The following is a 20,457-nucleotide window of genomic DNA, read 5'->3' on the forward strand; positions in this document are numbered from 1 at the left end:
GTCATCAAGGTCATTCTTGCGCCCGGTCAGCGAAAGCGCGACGGACGTCAATCAGTCTTCTGTTTTGGCCGGCACCAGGGGGCTGGGCAAGCGTCTGCGTTGAACCGGGCGCTGAATATTGGGCTAACGTGAAGAAAGGTCCCGCTGATGCGCGACATCCAGCGGAGGTGGTCTTCGCTGCGCTTGCCAGCCTGGTGAGGCGTTGACTCACGCATTGCGTCTATCCATCGTTAAATCAGAATAGATTCCTTCATCGAACCCTCTGCAACTCCTGCGTTCTCATTGAGTAGTCATTCACTGCGTTGACAGTTCCCCGGCCGCTCCGCCGGAAGCTGACTAGGCTGATGAGTAACCCGGTAAGGTCATCGAGTGTGGCGGTGACCATCAGGGTGGGCAAACAGGAGGCTTCGATGAGTATCTTCGATCATGTGCAGAACCGCTTCTCTCGTGTCCAGCAGGAAGAAATGTCCCTGCAGGAATACCTTGAGCTGTGTCGTGAAGACCCCATGGGCTATGCCAGCGCTGCCGAGCGTATGCTCCAGGCAATCGGCGAGCCCGAGGTGATCGACACTGCCAAGGACTCAAGGCTCTCGAGGATCTTCTCCAACAAGGTGATTCGTCGCTATCCCGCCTTCGCTGAATTCTACGGCATGGAAGAGGCGATCGAGCAGATCGTCGCCTACTTTCGCCATGCCGCCCAGGGATTGGAGGAGCGCAAGCAGATCCTCTATCTGCTGGGGCCGGTGGGGGGCGGCAAGTCCTCGCTTGCCGAGCGTCTCAAGCTGCTGATGGAGCATATACCTTTCTACGCCATCAAGGGCTCGCCGGTATTCGAGTCGCCCCTGGGGCTATTCTCTCCCGAGGAAGATGGCGAGCTGCTCGAGAAGGAGTACGGCATTCCCCGGCGCTACGTGAAGAGCGTGATGTCGCCCTGGGCCTCCAAGCGGCTGAGGGAGTATGGCGGCGACATTTCCCAGTTCAAGGTGGTCAGGCTCTACCCGTCCCGCCTCAACCAGATCGCCATCTCCAAGACCGAGCCGGGTGATGAAAACAACCAGGACATCTCCTCCCTGGTGGGCAAGGTGGACATCCGCCAACTGGAGCTCTACTCCCAGGACGACCCGGATGCCTACAGCTTCTCCGGCGGCCTGTGCAAGGCCAACCAGGGTCTGATGGAGTTCATCGAGATGTTCAAGGCACCTATCAAGGTGCTGCATCCGTTGCTGACCGCTACCCAGGAAGGCAACTACAACCCTACCGAGGGCATGGGAGCCATACCTTTCGAAGGTGTCGTGCTGGCCCACTCCAACGAGAGCGAGTGGCAGGCCTTCCGCAACAACCGCAACAACGAGGCCTTCCTCGACCGCGTCTACATCGTCAAGGTGCCCTACTGCCTGCGGGTTACCGAAGAGATCAATATCTACAAGAAGCTGCTCGAGCATTCGTCTCTCGACCAGGCTCCCTGTGCCCCCGACACCCTGCGCATGCTGGCTCAATTCTCGGTGCTCTCGCGGCTGAAGGAACCGGAGAACTCCAGTATCTATTCCAAGATGCGGGTCTATGACGGGGAGAACCTCAAGGACACCGATCCCAAGGCCAAGTCGATCCAGGAATACCGCGATGCGGCTGGTGTCGACGAGGGCATGGACGGGTTGTCCACGCGTTTTGCCTTCAAGATCCTCTCCAAGGTGTTCAACTTCGACAATCATGAGATTGCCGCCAACCCGGTACACCTGCTGTATGTGCTCGAGCAGCGCCTGGAACAGGAGCAGTTGCCCAAGGAGACCTTCGAGCGCTACCTGCGTTTCATCAAGGAGTTCCTGGCGCCGCGCTACGTGGATTTCATCGGCAAGGAGATTCAGACCGCCTACCTGGAGTCCTACTCCGAGTACGGCCAGAACATCTTCGATCGCTATGTGACCTACGCCGACTTCTGGATCCAGGATCAGGAGTACCGAGACCCCGAGACCGGGGAGCTCTTCAATCGCCAGTCGCTCAACGAGGAGCTCGAGAAGATCGAGAAGCCGGCGGGCATCTCCAACCCCAAGGACTTCCGTCACGAGGTGGTCAACTTCGTGTTGCGGGCGCGTGCCCAGAACAACGGCATGAACCCCAGCTGGCAGTCCTACGAGAAGCTCAGAGGTGTGATCGAGCACAAGATGTTCGCCAATACCGAGGAGCTGTTGCCGGTGATCTCCTTCAATGCCAAGGCGTCCACGGCAGACCAGAAGAAGCACGAGGACTTCGTCGAGCGCATGAAGGATCGCGGTTATACCGAGAAGCAGGTACGGCTGCTCTCCGAGTGGTATCTGCGCGTGCGTAAATCGCAGTAACCGGCGCTGGCCTGGGAGGTCACCATGACCTATTTCATCGATCGACGTGCCAATGCCAAGCACAAGAGTGCGGTCAATCGGCAGCGTTTCCTCGACCGCTACCGGACGCATATCAAGCGTTCGGTGGAGGAGGCGGTCAACCGCCGCTCGATCACCGACATGGAGCGTGGAGAGAAGGTGTCGATTCCGGCACGCGACATCTCCGAGCCGGTGTTCCAGCATGGCCCTGGCGGCAAGCGCACCATCGTCAGTCCCGGTAACAAGGAATTCGTCGAAGGCGACCGTCTGCGCCGCCCCGGTGGCGGCGGTGGTGGTGACGGCGCGGGGGAGGGGGGAGCCTCCAACCAGGGTGAAGGCACGGATGAGTTCGCCTTTACCTTGAGTCGTGAAGAGTTCCTCGACTTCGTCTTCGACGGACTGGAGCTGCCACACCTTGAGCGCAAGGCGCTGGTGGATCTCGACGAGGTGCGGCCGGTGCGAGCGGGGGTCTCCCGGGACGGCGTGCCGGCACGCATGAATATCGTACGCTCCATGCGCGAGGCCTATGCCCGGCGGATCGCCATGCGCGCGCCCATTCGGCGGGCGCTGCGCGAGGCACGGGAGGCGCTTGACCTGGAGGAGGGCAAGGATCCGGTGCTGCGCAACCCGGCGCGCATTGCCGAGCTCAAGGCCGAGATCGAGCGCCTGGAGAAGCGACTGGAGGCGGTGCCGTTCATCGACACCTACGACCTGCGCTACAACAACCTGATCAATCAGCCCCAGCCGTCGAGCAAGGCGGTGATGTTCTGTGTCATGGACGTCTCGGGGTCCATGACCCAGGCCCACAAGGATATTGCCAAGCGCTTCTTCCTGCTGCTCTACCTGTTCCTGGAGCGTAACTACGAGAAGGTCGAGCTGGTATTCGTGCGCCACCACACCGCCGCCAAGGAGGTCGACGAGGAGGAGTTCTTCTACTCACGGGAGACCGGCGGCACCATCGTGTCGAGCGCCCTGTCCCTGGTCGACGAGATCATTACTGACCGCTATCCACCGGGGCAGTGGAACCTCTACGTGGCCCAGGCCTCGGACGGCGATAACTGGGACGACGACTCCATCACCTGCCGGGAGCAGTTGATGAAGTCCCTCATGCCACGGCTGCAGTACTACACCTACGTGGAGATCACGCCCCATGCCCACCAGGCGCTATGGGAAGAGTACGAGACGGTGGCCGACGAGTTCCCCGACCGATTTGCCATGCGCCAGATCGTCGAGGCCGGCGATATCTACCCGGTCTTCCGCGAGCTGTTCAAGCGTCGCACCGCCCATTGATGCGGACAGGAGGCAACATGACCCGACGCAAGCCCATTGCTACTGGCTCCGACTGGAATTTCGAGGTTTTGGAAGCTTATGAGCGAGAGCTGGCCTGCCTGGCCGATGAGTATCGCCTGGATATCTATCCCAATCAGATCGAGATCATTACCACGGAACAGATGATGGACGCCTACGCCAGCGTGGGGATGCCGGTGGGCTACCACCACTGGTCGTTCGGCAAGCAGTTCCTGGCGGTCGAACAGGCCTATCGGCGTGGCCAGATGGGGCTGGCCTATGAGCTGGTCATCAACTCCGACCCCTGCATCGCCTACCTGATGGAGGAGAATACCCTGATGATGCAGGTGCTGGTCATGGCCCACGCCTGCTACGGCCACAACTCCTTCTTCAAGGGCAACTACCTGTTCCGCGCCTGGACCGATGCCAGCTCTATCGTCGATTACCTGGTCTTTGCCCGCAAGTACGTGGCCGACTGCGAGCAGCGCCACGGCGTGACGGCAGTGGAGCAACTGCTGGACGCCTGCCATGCGCTGCAGAACTATGGCGTCGATCGCTACAAGCGCCCTTCACCGATATCCGCCGAAGAGGAGGCCAGGCGCCAGACGGAGCGCGAGGAGTACCTGCAGGCCCAGGTCAATATGCTCTGGCGTACCATTCCCGATCGGCCGGTTGGCGATACCCTGCCGGGGTCACTGGACGATGGCGAAGATCCGCTTGGCCTTCGCGAAGGGGGGCGTTATCCGCCGGAGCCCCAGGAAAACCTGCTCTACTTCATCGAGAAGAACGCGCCGCTGCTGGCCCCCTGGCAGCGCGAAATCGTTCGTATCGTGCGCAAGCTGGCCCAGTACTTCTATCCCCAGCGGCAGACCCAGGTGATGAACGAAGGCTGGGCATCGTTCTGGCACTATACCCTGATGAATCGTCTCTACGATGATGGCCTGGTCGATGAAGGTCTGATACTCGAGTTCCTGCAGTCGCACACGGCGGTGGTCAATCAGCCGGACTTCGACAGCCCTTACTACAGTGGCATCAATCCCTATGCGCTGGGGTTTGCCATGTTCAGCGACATCAAGCGCATGTGCGAAAACCCCACCGACGAGGACCGCGAGTGGTTTCCCGATACGGCAGGTGGGGATTGGCTGGAAACGGTGCATTTCGCGATGCGCAACTTCAAGGACGAATCCTTCATCCAGCAGTTCCTTTCACCCAAGGTGATCCGAGACCTCAAGCTGTTCACCGTCGTGGATGACGATCAGGATGAAATGCTTGAAGTGACGGCGATACACGATGAACGGGGCTATCGGCGTGTCAGGGATGCCCTGGCCACTCAATATGCGCTGTCCGTGCGCGAGCCCAATATACAGGTCCATGCTGCCAATATCCGCGGCGACCGCTCATTGACGCTGCATCACGTGCAGGATGGCCGCCGTCCCCTGGGGCGCAGCGTCTATCCGGTGCTACGCCACCTGTATCAGCTGTGGGGGTTCCCCGTGCGACTGGAGACCATCATGGATGACGATTCGGTGGGGCGGCGGCTTCAATGGCCGCTACCGGACGAGGAGGCGAAGTGACGGAGACGGCTGGCAGGCAGACGGGTGGCCGAACGCCAACAAGAACAGGCGCCCGAACAGGCGCCTGTTGTCCAGCATCGAGCCAGCGGTTCAATCCATCGGTGCCCAGGACTGGCACCAGCCTCGAGGCTCGACACTGTTCTGTGGAAACAGCTGACAGCCTTCGGTTTCCGGCTCGTAAAACATGCAGTTGTCGCAGTACTCACCCTCCTCGAAGGCAGGATGATCGCTGGCTTCCTCGGCCACTTCGACGTAGTTGAGCGCCTGGGCCTGTTCGTCGTTGGGGTCCAGCCGGGGCAGCGTCTGGGCAAAGGCCTGTTTCGACAGGATACCGGCCCCCAGAGGCAGGGCGGCTACACCGAGCAAGCTGTTGCGCATGAAGTCACGGCGGCTCTGATTGGCCATGGATACTCCTTTTCGTCACGGTCCTGGGTTATCGGTGCCTGGCATGATAGCTCCGTTACCGGGCTATCGTAGCCACGACCAATGGGCTGGCATGCGCCCGCCCACCTAGTGTGCGACAGGATTGAGCCCGATGAGTTCGCTATGATCATACAGTCAGGATGACTTTCTTGAACCGACGGAGGGGACGCCATGCCGATCTTTACCCGATTTGCTTCGCCCATGGGCGACATTCTGATTGAAGCCGACGAGCAGCAGCAGGTCAGTTGCCTGATTGTGGCGGCCGACGACGAGCCGGACCCGGCAGAGGCGCGCCGGGATGACGCTGCGCTGGCAGAAGCCCGAGAACAGGTCGAGGGGTATCTGGCCGGCCGCCGGCGCAGTTTCAGCCTCTCTCTGGCGCCGGGTGGCAGCGACTTCCAGCGGGATGTCTGGTCGGCGCTGCTGCGCATTCCCTACGGCGAAACCCGCACTTACGGGGAGCTGGCCCACCGGCTGGGCCACGAGGGGGCGGCACGAGCCGTATCGGCAGCGGCGCTGGCCAACCCCGTCCCGCTGCTCATTCCCTGTCATCGGGTCGTGGCCGCCGATGGGCTGGGCAGCTACAGCGGTGGGCAGGCACTCAAGGACTCTCTATTATCAATGGAGAGTTCGGCGAAGCTGGCAACTCCTTCTTACCCTAGGTAGGGTGAAGCAGACACTGCAACTGCAAGGATGCTGCCATGCCGTGGATCAAGATCCTGCATATCGCCACCCTGCTCTGCTGGTGTGGCACATTGCTTTACCTGCCCGCGCTGCTGATGGCCAGTGCCAAGCCGCGGGTTGGCTCGTCCTTTCATGCACCCGCACCGGTCATTCTTCGCTTTCTCTTCACCCATGTTGCAACGCCATTCGCCCTGCTGGCGATCATGAGCGGAACCCTGTTGTTCATCGTCGGACAGCTCACCGGCGGGTGGCTGGTACTCAAGCTGGCGGCGGTGACGGGTATGGTTTTCTGTCACGTGCTATGTGGTTGGCTGATCGTGCGTCTCGAGCAGGAGCACCTGAGGGGGCTGATGCCGGCAAGCGCGCTGGTGGCCATCATGGCGGCAACACTGATGCTGGCCGTACTGGTGCTTGTGCTCGGCAAGCCATTCGACTGAGGCATGACAAGGAGAGTGACCATGCGCCACGCGACCCGCCAAGCACGGCTTGCTTCACTTGTCGTCGATTTCGACGCCTACCGCTTCGTCGTAGACGAGCATGCCCCCGAGGATGCCGGCCAGGGCGATCAGCCCTGCCGTCATCAGCGTCAACCCCACGGCCCAGGGCAACAGGTCGACGGGATCCTTGAAGCGCCACAGCCAGTTGAGCGAGGCCAGCGACAGCATCATTACTGCCAGGATGGCGTGGCACCAGCCGAGAATCATCTGGCGTATGCGTCTCACCGTGATCAGATCGATGAGGCCGGCAATGCTGGCGACCCAACCTCCCAGAGCGCCAATCCCAGCCAGCCACAGGCTGACGCGGGCCCAGAACAGGTCTTCTGTATAGAGAAAGGCGCCATCGCTCGCAACGACCAGCATCAGGCAGGCGATAGGGAAGTGGATCATGACCGGGTGCAGGGGATGTCCGGCGATGGCGGCTCGGCTCTTGATCGAGCGTCTTGTTTGTTCAGCCATAGTCGCGTCCTTTGCGATGGTTTCGTTGCCCTTTTTGGCATTCAACGCCCTGTAAGGCATCGGGTCAACCGCTCATGGCAACGCCCCGTCGGGATCCTGGCGCTGCTGGGACTGCTGACAGGCTGTGTTGGTGAGATGTCGATCCTCGACCCGGCCGGCCCGGCGGCCAGTGCCCAGTTCTGGGTATGGTGGGCCATGCTCGGTGTCAGCGTGGTCGTTGCGCTGGTTCTCTTCGTGCTATGGCTCTATACCTTCCGGCGACGCGAGCCGGTACAGCGAACACCGCGGGAGGAGCAGCGCATCATGCTGCGCTGGGTGATTGGCGGCGGCATCCTGCTGCCGCTTGTCAGCATTGTTGCCCTGCTGGTATTCGCGGCTCCTACCGGTCGCGGAATGATACCGCTGCCCCTCCCCGAGGGAGAAGCCGAACGCATCGAGGTGGTCGGGCACCAATGGTGGTGGGAAATTCGCTATCCCGGCGAGAACGGCGAGCCTGATGTGGTTACCGCCAACCGACTGGTGATGCCGGCCGGCGAGCCAGTCGACTTTCGACTTGTGAGTGCCGACGTGATCCATGCCTTCTGGATACCGCGGCTCGGTGGCAAGCGGGACATGGTGCCGGGGCGCTATACCACCATCCGCCTCGAAGCCGATGAGCCCGGCGTCTTCGGCGCCCAGTGCGCGGAATTCTGTGGTACCCAGCACACGGGGATGCTGCTCCACGTCGAGGCGATGGAGCGCGAGGATTACGATGCCTGGCTCTCCGAGCGCCGTGCCCCGCGAGAGCCGCAAGAGGGGTTCGACGAGGCGCGAGAAGCCTTCGGCGAGCACTGCGCAGCCTGCCACACGGTGGAGGGTTTCCCCCAGGAGCTCGTTGACGACGACTTGCCCCATGCCATGGTCGGACCGGATCTGACGGACATCGGCTCTCGGCCTACGCTGGGCGCGGGTGTGTTGCCCATGCAGGAGGGGGCTATCGCCTATTGGCTGGAGCACCACCAGACGCTCAAACCCGGCAACAGGATGCCGCCTCATAACCATATCGACACCGAGACACTGCAGGATATCGGAGCCTGGCTGGAGACGATGGAACCATGAGCGATATCAAGGATGCGACGCTGTCCCCCGAAGTCCGGCGGCTGCAACAGGGAATGGATGAGGTTTGGGGCAATCCCAAGGGGCTGCGCGCACTGACCGTGGTGAACCATACCACCGTCGGCCTGCGCTTCATGGTCACCGGGGCGATCTTCTTTCTGATCGGGGGCCTGCTGGCGATGCTGATTCGCACCCAGCTGGCTTTTCCTGACAACGACTTCATGTCGCCGGAGATCTACAATCAGGTCTTCACCATGCACGGCACGGTGATGATGTTCCTGTTCGCCATTCCCATACTCGAGGGGTTGGCGATCTACATGATTCCCAAGATGATCGGGGCACGGGATCTGGTCTGCCCGCGACTCACCGCCTTCGGTTATTACTGCTATCTGTTCGGCGGCATCATCCTGTTCTCCAGCCTTATCCTGGAGATGGCGCCCGCCAGCGGCTGGTTCATGTATACCCCCCTTAGCAGCGGGGACTTTTCGCCTGGTCCCGGCTCCGATTTCTGGCTGCTGGGGATTACCTTCGTCGAGATATCGGCGCTCTCCGCAGGCGTCGAGCTGGTGGTGTCGATTCTGCGCACGCGGACCCAGGGCATGGCGCTGCACAAGATGCCGCTGTTCGCCTGGTACATCCTGGCGATGGCGCTGATGATAGTGGTCGGTTTTCCACCGCTGATTCTCGGCAGCATCCTGCTGGAGCTGGAACGTGCCGTGGGAATGCCCTTCTTCGAGGTGGCCGGCGGCGGTGACCCGGTGCTGTGGGCGCACCTGTTCTGGCTTTTTGGTCACCCGGAGGTCTACATCATCTTCCTCCCAGGGGCGGGCATCGTCTCGACTCTTATTCCGGTTTTCGCCGGGCGGCCCATTGTCGGCTACGGCTGGGTGGTGGCGGCGATCATCATCATGGGCTTCGTCAGCTTCGGGCTCTGGGTGCATCACATGTTCACCCTGGGCATACCGCAGCTGGCACTGGCCTTCTTCTCGGCGGCAAGCATGCTGGTGGCGATTCCCACCGGCATCCAGATATTCGTCTGGCTCTCGACCCTGTGGCTGGGCAGACCGAAAATGTCACTGCCGATGCTGTGGATCGTCGGCTTCCTGGTGATCTTCGTGCTGGGCGGGCTGACCGGCGTCATGCTGGCGCTGGTGCCATTCAACTGGCAGGTGCATGACACCCACTTTGTGGTTGCCCATATGCACTACGTGCTGGTGGGCGGCATGCTCTTTCCGCTGATGGCCGGCCTCTACTACTGGCTGCCCCAGGTGTCGGGGCGCATGCCTTCGGAGCGGCTGGGCAAGTGGAGCTTCTGGCTGATCTTCCTCGGTTTCAATGTCACCTTCCTGGTCATGCACTGGACCGGGCTGCTGGGCATGCGTCGGCGAGTCTTCACCTACGATACGGCCATGGGCTGGGACCTCTACAACCTGATCTCTTCCATCGGCGGGTTCATGATGTCCATCGGCGTGGCGCTCCTGATCCTCGATATTGCGCTCCACTTTCGCTTCGGCAAGAAGGCGCCTCAGAATCCCTGGGGCGCCGATACCCTGGAGTGGGCCATGCCCAAGCCGCCCACGGCCTACAACTTCGTCAGCCTGCCGAAGGTCGAGACGCGCCACCCGCTGTGGGAGAATCCCGAGCTTTCACGCACCATCTACGAGGGGCAGCATGGCCTGGCCAACATCCAGCACGGTCGACGCGAGACTTGGGGCAGCGATGCCCTGACCGGCAAGCTGCGTGAGACCATCCACCTGCCAAGCAATTCCTGGTGGCCGTTGTTCGCGGCGCTGGCCATCGCCGTCGTCTGTATCAGCCTGTTGACCCGGATCTACTGGATAGGGGCCATCGCAACCCTGGTAGCTGTCGTGCTGCTGCTGCGCTGGTCATGGGAAAACGGGGCACACCCCGGCAAGGCGCCCGAGGCGTCGATGGCGCCCAGCGACCCACCGTTGCATTACCACACCATGAACGGGCCTGGCGTATGGTGCATGTCGGTCTCCCACTTGGCCAATGGCTCGCTCTTTCTGTCGCTGCTGTTCGGCTGGTTCTACCTGTGGACCGTGGCACCGGAGTGGCAGATGCCTGAAACCTCGCCGCTCTCCCTGCCCATGCTGGTGGCGGGGGGTATTGCGCTGACCCTGGGGACGTTCTGGCTGGCCAAGCTGGTGCGCCGCTTGCGGCGGGGCATCGACGCCGGGCTCGGCGGAGGCATGTATCTCGCGGGCGGGCTCGGCGCTTTGCAATCGGCGCTGCTGATGGTCGTGATCTGGCAGGCTCAGCTGGCACCCACCGAAACCGCCCACGATGCCACTTTGCTGGTGGCGCTGCTCTATGTGCTGATCCATGCGTTGCTGGGGGCAATTCTCTGCCTGCTGCAGGGGCTGCGGGTCGGCTATGGCTTCGTCAGCGCCAAGGTTCCGATAGAGCCGGTAGTCGTCATACGCTTCTGGTATTACCACCTGGTCGTCTACTGGGCCCTGTTCGTGGCCATATGGGTGCTGCCGACCGTGCTGGGGAGAGCGTCATGAGACGTCTGTTGAGCCTGACCCATCCGATCCACATGGTCAGCGGCTTGACCATCTGGAGTCTCTGGTTCGTGGGGATCTACGCCGGGCTTTCGGTGGCCTGCTCGGTTGCGCCGCCCGAGCCTGCGCGCGACATGTTAACCGGCATCAACATCAGCGTCGGGGTGGCCACTCTGGTCACCACGGCGCTACTGCTGTGGCTGGCCTGGGCCAGTGTCGCTGCTGCTCGCAAGGCCGAGTTGAGCCGCGAGTGCTACTTCGCCTATGTGTCGGCCGGTGTCTTCCTGTTCACGGCAGGCGGCACCCTGTTCGTCGGCTATCCCATCGTGTTCCTGCCGCCTTGCCTGTAGGCTCGGCTCGACGATACAGCCGCCGTGGCGAGCCTGCTATACTCGCGCCAGGTCGCGGCAATGCACTTGCCGCAGGACGTTCCAGATCCAGGGGGAGTTCCCGATGCAGAATGCCGTGATCCTGATCAACACCGACAAGGGGCAGGTCAAGGCGGTGGCTGAGCGTCTCGCCGATGTCGAGGGTATCAGCGAAGTCTATTCGACCTGTGGCCGCTATGATCTGGTGGCGATCGCCCGCACGCGGGACTTCGAGAGCCTGGCCGAGCTGGTTACCGAGCGCCTCAATGCCGTCGAGGGCATTCGCGACACCGAGACCCTCAACGCCATGCAAGTCCATTCCCGTCACGATCTGGAAACCATGTTCTCGCTGGGCTGGTAATCAGGGTTTGCTTTCCCATTGCCTTGAACATCTTGGCTACTGACTGAAGTGCCGGTGCCGATGTGTGCCGGCAGTGGCACCATTCGGATCGACTCATGGCTCTAGCACGTTCCCGCCGCCGGCGCTCGCCCTTGTCACGTTGGCGCTCTCGCACCCGGCAGTTCGGTATCACCCTCGTTTTCGTCATTGTCGGCAGCGGGCTGTGGTACACCCAGGAGCAGGCGTATCGCGATCAGTTGAGTTGGATGGGAGTTCCGACCTGGGAAGCCCTGACGCCCTTGACCGTACACCGCGTGCTGCGCAACGACGGCTTTCTTGTCGGCTGGTCCGATATCAGGGTCAATCCGCTGTGGGTCAGCTACCTGCTGCACGAGGTAGACGACCCGAGCGCCGGGCACAGGCCTGGCTTTCGTCGCGACTGGCGCACACTCTGGCCGGTTGCGGCGGACAGTTATTCCGGCAGCGGCTATGACCGGGGGCACCTGGCGCCCAACTATGCGATTGCTGTAGTTCACGGTCGCCAGGCCCAGCAGCAGTCGTTCCTGATGAGCAATATCTCGCCGCAGCGGCCGGACCTCAACCGCCGCCTCTGGCAGCGGCTGGAAGAGGTGGTGATCGATCACTTCGTGCCACGCTTCGGTGTGGTGCAGGTGATCACCGGCCCGGTCTTTCCCGAGCGCTTTTTCGACAACGTGACCAACCGGGTGGGACTGGTCGAGATTCCCGAGGCTTTCTACAAGATCGTTGTGGTACCGGCCGAGGAGCCCATGGCGCTGGCCTTCATCATGCCCCAGGATGTGCGCGGCGACGAGCCGCTGGACGACTATCTGGTGAGCATCAATGAGGTGGAGGCACGTACCGGGCTCAATTTTTTCCCGCGGTTGCCGGAGGAAGCTGCTGACGTGTTGGAAGGTGAGATTGTTGCCGAGGGCTGGGCTCTGGAGGAAGTGGCCCGTCAACCTGCTCGCTTTTGACCTGCCATTTTTATTTAAATCTGATATGGATCAGGCATTGTGGGGTGATTCAATATAAAGTCTTAATTACACGGCATGCCATATGGGAGCCGAATCAGGCAGGATAAATGCAACTTATGAGCTAACACGCCCGGGTTATACAAGGAGCTCAACGTGCTCAAGTACGCCGTTAGCCTTTCAGTCATCATGGCCGCCGTCTGGCTGCTGCTCTCCGGTCAGTTAACCCATGCCATTCTTGTCCCGCTGGGCATTGTATCCGTCGCCCTCACGGTGTACCTGGCATATCGTATGCGTATTCTCGACCGAGAAGGGCATCCCATCCATTTGCTGCTCCCTATCCTGACTTACCTGCCCTGGCTGCTCATCGAAGTGGTAAAGGCCAATCTGATAGTGGCCGGTCATATTATCAGGGGTAGCAAGAGCCTCAGTCCTCGTTTCTGTCGTCTGGAGGCCACTCAGAAAACCGATCTGGGCCGGGTTTTTCTCGCCAACTCCATCACGCTGACGCCTGGTACGGTGACTGTCTATGTCCGCGCGCAGGAAGTCTGGTTCTACGCCCTGACCGAGGAGCTCGAGCAGGGCGTGCTGAGTGGGGAAATGGACCGTCGGGTAACCCGGCTGGAGGGAGAGTCTTGATGCTGGTTGCCATCGCACTGGCCGTTCTTTTCAGCATAGGCTGCGCGCTGATCCGCGCCTACCTCGGCCCTACTTTGTTCGACCGCCTCCTCGCGGTGAACGTCGTCGGCAGCCTTACGGTGCTACTCATTGCCCTGCTTGGGTTCATCGTCGGTCGCCCCGAGTTCATCGACATTGCCATCGTCTATGCGCTGCTCAACTACATCGGTGTTGTGGCCGTCCTGCAGTTCTTCGAGTCGGGACGTTTCGGCGCTTCGCAAAGGCGCAGTGAGGAGGAGAAGCCATGAGCCTGGTCCTGGATCTGCTTAGCGGCCTCCTGTTGGTCAGCGGCGCTATCCTGGTGATAATCAGTGGCATCGGCGTGCTTCGCTTTCCTGATTTCTACTCCCGAATCCAGGCAGCCGGGATGACCGACACCCTTTGCATGATTCTGATTCTGGGCGGCCTTATGCTGCAATCCGACTCCCTGAGCGTGGTCGCCAAGCTGCTGTTTACCTTGGTATTCCTGTTTTTCACGGCGCCTGCTGCAAGCCATGCACTGACCAAGGCGGCTCGTCAGAGAAAGCTGTCCCCTTGGCGTTCGGACAAGGAGAGTGAGTCATCGCAGCCTTAATTGACCTCCTGCTGCTGGCCTTCATGGCCTTGGTGGCGGTTGCCGTGGTGAGAATTCGCAACCTCTTCGCGGTGATCATGCTCACGGGTATTTACAGCCTGCTGGCGGCTTCCCTGTTCGTGATGCTCGACGCCGTTGATGTTGCTTTGACGGAAGCGGCCGTCGGTGCCGGGATCATGATCATTCTCATGCTGGCCACGCTGGCGTTGACCACCAGTGAAGAAAAAGTCCGGATTACGCGCCAGAGCCTGCTGGCTCTGGTGGTGGTCGTGATCACGGGGGGGGCACTCATTTACGGAACACTGGACATGCCCCAGGTTGGTGATCCCCAGGCTCCTGCGCATACCCATCTGGCGCCGCATTTCACCCAGCAGTCGGTGGAGGAAATCGGCATACCCAATATGGTGACCTCAGTACTGGCCAGCTACCGGGGACTGGATACCCTGGGCGAAGCAGTGGTCGTGCTAACCGCAGCCGTGGCGGTAATCCTGGTGATCGGTAGCGGCCGGGCCCGACAGCGGAAGCGACGCCAGAAGAAGCCAGGGAGCAGGGAGAGCCGCTCGTGAAACATCACATCGTGCTGCGGATCGTTACCAAGATCATGATTCCACTCATCGTGATCTATGCGCTGTATATCCAGTTCCATGGAGAGTACAGCCCCGGAGGCGGCTTCCAGGCGGGCATCATCTTCTCAGCGGGCTTCATCATCTTCAGCCTCATCTTCGGATTGGATGTGGCGCAGGATGCCATCCCCCCAGAGGTGGCTCGGTTCCTGGCCGCCTTCGGCGTCCTTCTCTATATCGGCTTCGGCCTGGCTTGCATTCTGCTGGGCGGACAGTTTCTGGAATACAAGGTTCTGCTGGCGAATGATCAGGCAGGCGAAACCCTTGGGATCATCGGCATCGAGCTAGGCGTGGGCATTACCGTTGCTGCTGTTGCCCTCACCCTGTTCTATGCCTTTGCCGGCCGGGAGCGGGAGTAATGGAGTGGATTGGATTTTATAATTATTGGGTCGTTGTGGTGCTCATGATGGTGGGGTTCTACATCGTTATTGCCCAAGGCAACCTGATCAAGAAGATCGTAGGACTGAATATTTTTCAGACCTCCGTATTCATCTTCTTCATCAGCCTGGCCAAGTTGGATGGGGGGACCGCACCGATTTATGTAGAGGGCGTGAGCGATTACTCCAACCCTTTGCCTCATGTGCTCATCTTGACGGCGATCGTGGTCGGTGTGGCCCTGACCGCCGTGGGGCTTGCCCTGGTGGTGCGCATTCATGAGCTCTACGGCACCATCGAGGAGGACGAGATCCACGCTCAGGATGAGGCGCAGTGATGGGGCTGGTTCAGCTTCATTTGCCGGCGCTCCAGGTCATTGTTCCCATGCTGGTGGCACCGCTGGTGATGCTCATGGCCCGCTCGCCACGTGCTGCCTGGGCGACTGCCACCCTGACAAGCTGGCTGACCCTGACCATTACCCTTCTGTTGCTGATCCGTGTCCAGGCTGAAGGCGTCGTCACCTACCATATGGGAGGCTGGTTGCCGCCGGTGGGGATCGAGTACCGGGTGGACGCGGTCAATATCCTGGTTCTGCTGGTGATCAGTTTCATCAGCGCGGTGGTCATGCCTTTCGCACGGCTCAGCGTGGCGAATGAGGTTCGAGAGGACAAGCATTGCTTCTTCTATGCTGCCTTCCTGCTGGCCAATTGTGGGCTACTGGGCATCACCATCACCGGTGATGCCTTCAATATCTTCGTCTTCTTCGAGATTGCCGCCCTGGCGTCTTATTCGCTCATCGCCACGGGTCGCGAGCGTCGGGCCGTGATGGCTTCCTATCAATATCTGATGATGGGAACGATCGGGACTACCTTCCTGCTCATCGGTATCGGCTTTCTCTACATCATGACAGGCACCCTGAACCTGGTGGACCTGTCCGTGAGGCTGCCGGAAGTCAACGACACCAGAACAGTGCGTGCTGCGCTGGCCTTTATCGTGGTTGGGATCTCGCTGAAGCTGGCACTCTTTCCGCTACACCTTTGGCTGCCCAATGCCTATGCCTTTGCCCCGTCAATGGTCACGGTGTTCCTTTCCGCGACGGCAACCAAGGTGGCCATCTATGTGCTGATGCGCTTCATTTTCGGCGTGTTTGGCTATGAGCTGAGCTTCAATGAACTCGAAATGAATCTGTTGCTGATGCCGCTGGCAATGCTCGGCATCCTGATACCCTCCATCGTTGCCATATTCCATACCAATATCAAGCGCATGTTTGCTTACTCCAGCGTGGCTCAAGTGGGCTACATCATTCTGGGCATCAGCTTTGCCAGTACGCTGGGGCTGATGGCCTCGGTACTGCACCTCTTCAACCACGCGATTACCAAGGCAGCTCTGTTCATGGCGCTGGGCTGTATTGCCTATCGCCTTGGCGGCGTTTCACTTGTGCATATGACGGGGGCCGGGCAGCGGATGCCCTGGACCATGACGGCCTTCGTCATTGCAGGGCTATCCCTCATCGGTGTCCCGCTGACAGCAGGCTTCGTCACCAAGTGGCATCTGATTCTCGCGGCTCTGGACGGAGGGCTCTGGCCAATTGCGGTCTTCTTGCTGGGTACGTCCGTGCTGGCCTTGCTCTACGTCTGGCGGGTCGTGGAAGTGGCTTTTTTTCGTGCACCGCTAAGGCGAATCCAGGTGCGTGAGGCGCCCCTGTCGCTGCTCCTTCCCACCTGGTTTCTTACACTCGCTTGCCTCTACTTCGGTATCGAGACTTCCCTGCCGGTGGGCCTGGCCGAGCGTGCCGCCGAGACATTGATGGGAGGTTACCGGTGAGTCCGTTCCCGTTCATGGAAGCCGCTATGGCGATTCCGCTCACCCTGGCTATCCCCGTGGTGGGTGCGGTGGTGATTGCGCTGAGTGGCCGCCGTCCCAATCTTCGTGATGGTCTGATGGTGGCCGTTGCCGTGCTGTTGTTCATCACGGTCCTGCAGATATTGCCTGCTGTTCTGGCGGACGAGCGACCGGCCATCACCCTGATTGAGCTCTTGCCCGGCCTGAGCATGGCCTTCGAGGCCGAGCCGCTCGGCATGATCTTCGCTCTGGTGGCCTCCAGTCTCTGGATCATCACCTCGCTGTACGCCATTGGGTACATGCGCGGGGCCAGGGAGAGCAAGCAGACACGCTTTCACGCCTGTTTCGCCGTGGCACTGTTCTCGGTCATGGGAATTGCCTTTGCCGAGAACATGTTCACGCTTTTCATTTTCTACGAGGTGCTGACGCTTTCCACCTATCCGCTGGTGGCACACAAAGGCAACCGGGCAGCCCAGAAAGGGGCGCGTACCTACCTGGGACTACTACTCGGTACTTCCATCGGGTTCCAACTGGTGGCAATCGTTGCCACCTGGTGGCTGACCGGCTCCTTGAGTTTCACCGAAGGCGGGATCATGGAGGGTAATGTCAGCCATGGCCTGGGAGCGCTGCTCCTGCTGCTCTATGTCTACGGTATCGGCAAGGCTGCCTTAATGCCGTTTCACCGCTGGCTGCCTGCCGCCATGGTGGCCCCGACTCCTGTGTCCGCCCTGTTGCATGCCGTGGCGGTGGTCAAGGCCGGCGTGTTTACCGTACTCAAGGTGAGCACTTACATTTTCGGCCAGGATTATCTCCGCGAGCTCTGGAGTGCGGAACTATTGATGTATATCGCCGCCTTCTCCTTGCTGTCGGCATCGCTGGTGGCCCTGCAGAAAGATAATCTCAAGGCCCGACTGGCCTATTCCACCGTCAGTCAGCTCTCCTATATCACACTCGGTGCAATGCTCGCCCATGAGTTGGCTGCCATCGGAGGCGGTATGCATATCGTCATGCATGCCTTCGGCAAGATCACGCTGTTCTTCTGTGCCGGCGCCATTTACGTGGCAAGCAAGAAGACCAATATCAGCGAGATGGACGGTCTAGGGCGACGGATGCCCATCACCATGGGCGCCTATCTGCTGGGAGCGCTGGCGGTGATCGGCGTGCCTCCCATGGGCGGGCTATGGAGCAAATGGCATCTGGTGCTTGGGGCGGCCGACAGCGGGCAACTTCTGATGGTCCTGGTGATTATGCTGAGTACCCTGCTCAATATCGCCTATCTCCTGAGGCCGGTAGTCAGAGCATTTCTGATGCCGCCGAAGGATGCAGATACGGGGCAGGTCGGGATCCGTGAGGCGCCGCTGCTATGCGTGGTACCTCTCTGCATCACCGCGCTCAGTTGCATGGCACTATTCCTGGCGGCGGACTCGCTGCGCGCCATGCTTGGTGGACTTTTCGTCAGTTGATACGGGATCCACAGGGGGACACATGCTAGTCAAACTGCTCGACCTGCTGGTACGCAATGCCATTTGGCTGAAACGGGGGATGTTGGCCGCCATGGCGGTACTGGTCATCGCCGATCTACTGATCGCCACCGGCTACGATCGCTTTCCCTGGGAAACATGGGGCGGATTCGGCGCCCTGTTTGGGGTGCTGGCATGCCTTATCCTCATCGGCCTGGCCAAGGCGCTGGGCCTGGGGCTGGTCTATCGCCGGGAGACGTATTATGACAATGAGCTGGCGCCCTACCGGACGCTCGATGAAGCCACCAAGGCACGGGGTAGAGACGACTTGTCTTGAGCCGAGCTGGATTTAGCCAACCATTGAGGGAACAGCCGTCATGCATGAGTGGTTCGTGATCAACTGGCCTTTCATCGAATGGCTCTCACCCTCCGTGGTGCTGATCCTGGGCGGCTTGCTGGTGGCGGTTCTGCGTGGCGGGGCGCAGAAGCTGGTGCTCCTGGCCGCACCCGGGCTGGCTCTTGTCGCGGTGCTGGGCAGTACTCCCGGTACTCATGGCAGCTTTGAATTTCTGAATATGCAGATGACCCTGGGCCGGGTCGATTCGCTGAGTCTGGTGTTCGCCCATGTATTTGCCATCATGGCCCTGGTGGGGGCCATCTATGCGCTGCACGTGCGTGACACCATCCAGCATACGGCCGCTCTGATTTACGCGGGCTCAGCCATGGGCGTGGTGTTTGCCGGAGATCTCGTCACGCTCTATGTCTTCTGGGAGCTGATGATGCTCTCCTCGGTCTGGCTGATCTGGCGTAATCGCCGGGCCGCCTCGCTTGCTGCCGGTTTCCGCTACCTGATGGTACATGCGGTCAGCGGCGTTCTGCTGCTGGCCGGTATCGTGATCTATTACACGCAGACCGGGAGTCTGAGCTTCGATGCCATTGAGGCCGGAAGCCCTGCATTCTGGCTGATCCTGCTTGGTTTCATCATCAATGCTGCGGTGCCGCCCCTGCACGCCTGGCTCACCGATGCCTATCCGGAAACCACGGTGACCGGAGCGGTATTTCTGTGCGCCTTTACCACCAAGACGGCGGTATACACCCTGATCCGCGGGTTTCCCGAAACCGAACTGCTGATCTGGCTGGGTACTCTGATGACACTCTGGGGGGTCACCTATGCGGTGCTGGCCAACAATATTCGCCGGCTGCTCGCCTATCACATCATCAGTCAGGTCGGCTTCATGGTGGCCGGCATCGGCCTGGGTACCGCGATGGCCCTCAATGGCTCCGCAGCCCATGCCTACACCCATATCCTCTACAAAGCCCTGTTGTTCATGAGTGCCGGTGCCATTATCCATATGACCGGCCGCACGAAGCTGACCGAGTTGGGAGGGCTGTACCGCCACATGCCGCTGACGTTCATGTTCTACATGATTGCGGCATTCTCGATTTCAGCGCTGCCGCTGACGAGCGGCTTTGTCAGCAAGACAATGATCCTCGAGGCCTATGCCGACCAGCGAGCGGCACTTGTCTGGCTGGTTCTCTCACTGGCGTCGGCAGGCACCTTCCTCAGCGTGGGGCTCAAGCTGCCCTGGTTTGCCTTCATGGGACGCGATAGCGGACTGCGGCCTCGTGAGGCACCGACCAATATGCTGATTGCCATGGGAATTGCGGCTTTCTTCTGCCTTTTTATCGGCGTTAACCCCCAGTGGTTGTACCAGATGCTTCCACATCAGCCGGTCGGCTACAACGCCTATACGCTGGCTCATGTCTTCTGGGACCTGCAGTTACTCTCGTTCGTCGGCCTGGTCTTTTTCGTCCTGCTGAGGTTCATGGCGCCCAAGGACAAGATCACCCTCGACACGGATTGGTTCTATCGTGTAGCGGCACCACGCGCCGTCGGCGTCATTCACCGTCACGTCACGGCCGTGTGGCGCAACCTGCTCGATGCCATGCGCTGGCCGTTGCGCAGCATCGTCGCCCAGGCCCTGCGATTTCATGGCCCAAAGGGCATTCTGGCCCGCACCTGGCCTACCGGCAGTATGGTGCTCTGGGTGGCTGTTTTGCTGACGGTTACCCTGCTGCTCTATTACATCTGAGCGCAGTCTGAGTGAGGTCGAAGTAGCGGCTCTTCGCAGGGAGGCAGCCTGAAGCAGCGATTGACAGGCACAAAAAAACCGCGATTGGTCGCGGTTTCTTGGGTCACTTCCTTTTGGTGCTATCGGCATTAACAGCTTGCATGACGCGTACTTGAAAAAAAGCAGTGGTGCCCAGGAGAGGACTTGAACCTCCACATCCATACGGATACTAGCA

General features: G+C 60.4%; 22 protein-coding genes. 20 read left to right on the forward strand and 2 right to left on the reverse strand.

From position 1 onward, the window contains the following. Window positions 1-410: 410 nt before the first annotated feature. The 3 genes from KZO25_RS06125 to KZO25_RS06135 are packed head-to-tail and all read left to right on the forward strand — an operon-like array spanning window position 411 to window position 5,212. A complete protein-coding gene (locus KZO25_RS06125) occupies window positions 411-2,333 on the forward strand; it encodes a PrkA family serine protein kinase (RefSeq protein WP_066451644.1) in 1,923 nt (640 codons plus the stop codon). A 24-nt stretch (window positions 2,334-2,357) separates the two neighbouring features. Beyond that, window positions 2,358-3,641 carry a YeaH/YhbH family protein gene (locus tag KZO25_RS06130; protein ID WP_066451646.1) on the forward strand — a complete coding sequence of 428 codons (1,284 nt, stop codon included), beginning with the start codon at window positions 2,358-2,360 and terminating at the stop codon, window positions 3,639-3,641. A gap of 17 nt (window positions 3,642-3,658) precedes the next feature. Further along, window positions 3,659-5,212, forward strand: a complete 1,554-nt coding sequence (locus KZO25_RS06135) for a SpoVR family protein (RefSeq protein WP_066451651.1) — start codon at window positions 3,659-3,661, stop codon at window positions 5,210-5,212. Between the two features lie 90 nt (window positions 5,213-5,302). On the opposite strand, the gene KZO25_RS06140 is transcribed toward KZO25_RS06135, so the two are convergent. After that, complete coding sequence (locus KZO25_RS06140; RefSeq protein ID WP_043510453.1) at window positions 5,303-5,617, reverse strand: high-potential iron-sulfur protein; 315 nt, start codon at window positions 5,615-5,617, stop codon at window positions 5,303-5,305. A gap of 189 nt (window positions 5,618-5,806) precedes the next feature. On the opposite strand from KZO25_RS06140, the gene KZO25_RS06145 reads away from it, so the two are divergent. Both KZO25_RS06145 and KZO25_RS06150 read left to right on the forward strand, forming a co-directional pair. Beyond that, window positions 5,807-6,301 (forward strand): methylated-DNA--[protein]-cysteine S-methyltransferase, encoded by a 495-nt coding sequence (locus KZO25_RS06145; protein ID WP_066451653.1) that lies wholly within the window; start codon window positions 5,807-5,809, stop codon window positions 6,299-6,301. A gap of 35 nt (window positions 6,302-6,336) precedes the next feature. Beyond that, window positions 6,337-6,756, forward strand: a complete 420-nt coding sequence (locus KZO25_RS06150) for a CopD family protein (protein ID WP_066451655.1) — start codon at window positions 6,337-6,339, stop codon at window positions 6,754-6,756. A 54-nt stretch (window positions 6,757-6,810) separates the two neighbouring features. Here the strand turns inward: KZO25_RS06150 and KZO25_RS06155 are convergent, their stop codons facing one another. Further along, the gene (locus KZO25_RS06155; RefSeq protein ID WP_223136292.1) at window positions 6,811-7,275 is read right to left on the reverse strand and encodes a DUF2231 domain-containing protein; all 465 of its coding nucleotides are present in this window, start codon (window positions 7,273-7,275) and stop codon (window positions 6,811-6,813) included. A 135-nt stretch (window positions 7,276-7,410) separates the two neighbouring features. Between KZO25_RS06155 and coxB the strand changes: the two genes are divergently transcribed. The 15 genes from coxB (at window position 7,411) to KZO25_RS06230 (ending at window position 20,243) form a co-directional block, all read left to right on the forward strand. Next, complete coding sequence (coxB, locus tag KZO25_RS06160) at window positions 7,411-8,373, forward strand: cytochrome c oxidase subunit II (protein ID WP_262488866.1); 963 nt, start codon at window positions 7,411-7,413, stop codon at window positions 8,371-8,373. Next, a complete protein-coding gene (ctaD, locus tag KZO25_RS06165) occupies window positions 8,370-10,901 on the forward strand; it encodes a cytochrome c oxidase subunit I (protein WP_223136294.1) in 2,532 nt (843 codons plus the stop codon). Before coxB ends, ctaD begins: the two co-directional genes overlap by 4 nt. Next, window positions 10,898-11,248: a hypothetical protein gene (locus KZO25_RS06170; RefSeq protein ID WP_262488867.1), complete on the forward strand. Its 351-nt coding sequence runs from the start codon at window positions 10,898-10,900 to the stop codon at window positions 11,246-11,248. The genes ctaD and KZO25_RS06170 overlap by 4 nt, the downstream gene beginning before the upstream one ends. Before the next feature lie 103 nt (window positions 11,249-11,351). Then, complete coding sequence (locus KZO25_RS06175; protein ID WP_043510462.1) at window positions 11,352-11,627, forward strand: Lrp/AsnC family transcriptional regulator; 276 nt, start codon at window positions 11,352-11,354, stop codon at window positions 11,625-11,627. A gap of 95 nt (window positions 11,628-11,722) precedes the next feature. Then, window positions 11,723-12,601 (forward strand): DNA/RNA non-specific endonuclease, encoded by an 879-nt coding sequence (locus tag KZO25_RS06180; protein ID WP_066448977.1) that lies wholly within the window; start codon window positions 11,723-11,725, stop codon window positions 12,599-12,601. 153 nt (window positions 12,602-12,754) lie between these two features. Further along, window positions 12,755-13,237 (forward strand): Na+/H+ antiporter subunit E, encoded by a 483-nt coding sequence (locus tag KZO25_RS06185; protein WP_066448975.1) that lies wholly within the window; start codon window positions 12,755-12,757, stop codon window positions 13,235-13,237. Beyond that, window positions 13,237-13,524: a monovalent cation/H+ antiporter complex subunit F gene (locus tag KZO25_RS06190; RefSeq protein ID WP_066448967.1), complete on the forward strand. Its 288-nt coding sequence runs from the start codon at window positions 13,237-13,239 to the stop codon at window positions 13,522-13,524. The genes KZO25_RS06185 and KZO25_RS06190 overlap by 1 nt, the downstream gene beginning before the upstream one ends. Then, window positions 13,521-13,850, forward strand: a complete 330-nt coding sequence (gene mnhG, locus KZO25_RS06195; RefSeq protein WP_223136296.1) for a monovalent cation/H(+) antiporter subunit G — start codon at window positions 13,521-13,523, stop codon at window positions 13,848-13,850. Before KZO25_RS06190 ends, mnhG begins: the two co-directional genes overlap by 4 nt. A gap of 23 nt (window positions 13,851-13,873) precedes the next feature. Further along, window positions 13,874-14,416, forward strand: a complete 543-nt coding sequence (locus tag KZO25_RS06200; RefSeq protein WP_066448961.1) for a DUF4040 domain-containing protein — start codon at window positions 13,874-13,876, stop codon at window positions 14,414-14,416. Beyond that, on the forward strand, window positions 14,413-14,832 hold the full coding sequence (locus KZO25_RS06205; RefSeq protein WP_066448958.1) for a Na(+)/H(+) antiporter subunit B: 420 nt from the start codon (window positions 14,413-14,415) through the stop codon (window positions 14,830-14,832). Before KZO25_RS06200 ends, KZO25_RS06205 begins: the two co-directional genes overlap by 4 nt. Beyond that, entirely contained in the window at window positions 14,832-15,185 is a 354-nt protein-coding gene (locus KZO25_RS06210) for a cation:proton antiporter subunit C (RefSeq protein WP_066448954.1), read from the forward strand. Before KZO25_RS06205 ends, KZO25_RS06210 begins: the two co-directional genes overlap by 1 nt. Next, entirely contained in the window at window positions 15,185-16,672 is a 1,488-nt protein-coding gene (locus tag KZO25_RS06215) for a monovalent cation/H+ antiporter subunit D family protein (RefSeq protein WP_066448951.1), read from the forward strand. Before KZO25_RS06210 ends, KZO25_RS06215 begins: the two co-directional genes overlap by 1 nt. Continuing rightward, window positions 16,669-18,153 carry a proton-conducting transporter membrane subunit gene (locus tag KZO25_RS06220; RefSeq protein WP_316935524.1) on the forward strand — a complete coding sequence of 495 codons (1,485 nt, stop codon included), beginning with the start codon at window positions 16,669-16,671 and terminating at the stop codon, window positions 18,151-18,153. The genes KZO25_RS06215 and KZO25_RS06220 overlap by 4 nt, the downstream gene beginning before the upstream one ends. A gap of 22 nt (window positions 18,154-18,175) precedes the next feature. After that, entirely contained in the window at window positions 18,176-18,487 is a 312-nt protein-coding gene (locus KZO25_RS06225; protein WP_223136297.1) for a hypothetical protein, read from the forward strand. A 40-nt stretch (window positions 18,488-18,527) separates the two neighbouring features. Continuing rightward, on the forward strand, window positions 18,528-20,243 hold the full coding sequence (locus KZO25_RS06230; protein WP_066448941.1) for a Na(+)/H(+) antiporter subunit D: 1,716 nt from the start codon (window positions 18,528-18,530) through the stop codon (window positions 20,241-20,243). The last annotated feature ends 214 nt before the right edge of the window (window positions 20,244-20,457 follow it).

Origin of the sequence: Halomonas sp. ANAO-440 (assembly GCF_019915905.1) — a bacterium.
Classification (GTDB): Bacteria; Pseudomonadota; Gammaproteobacteria; order Pseudomonadales; family Halomonadaceae; genus Halomonas; species Halomonas chromatireducens.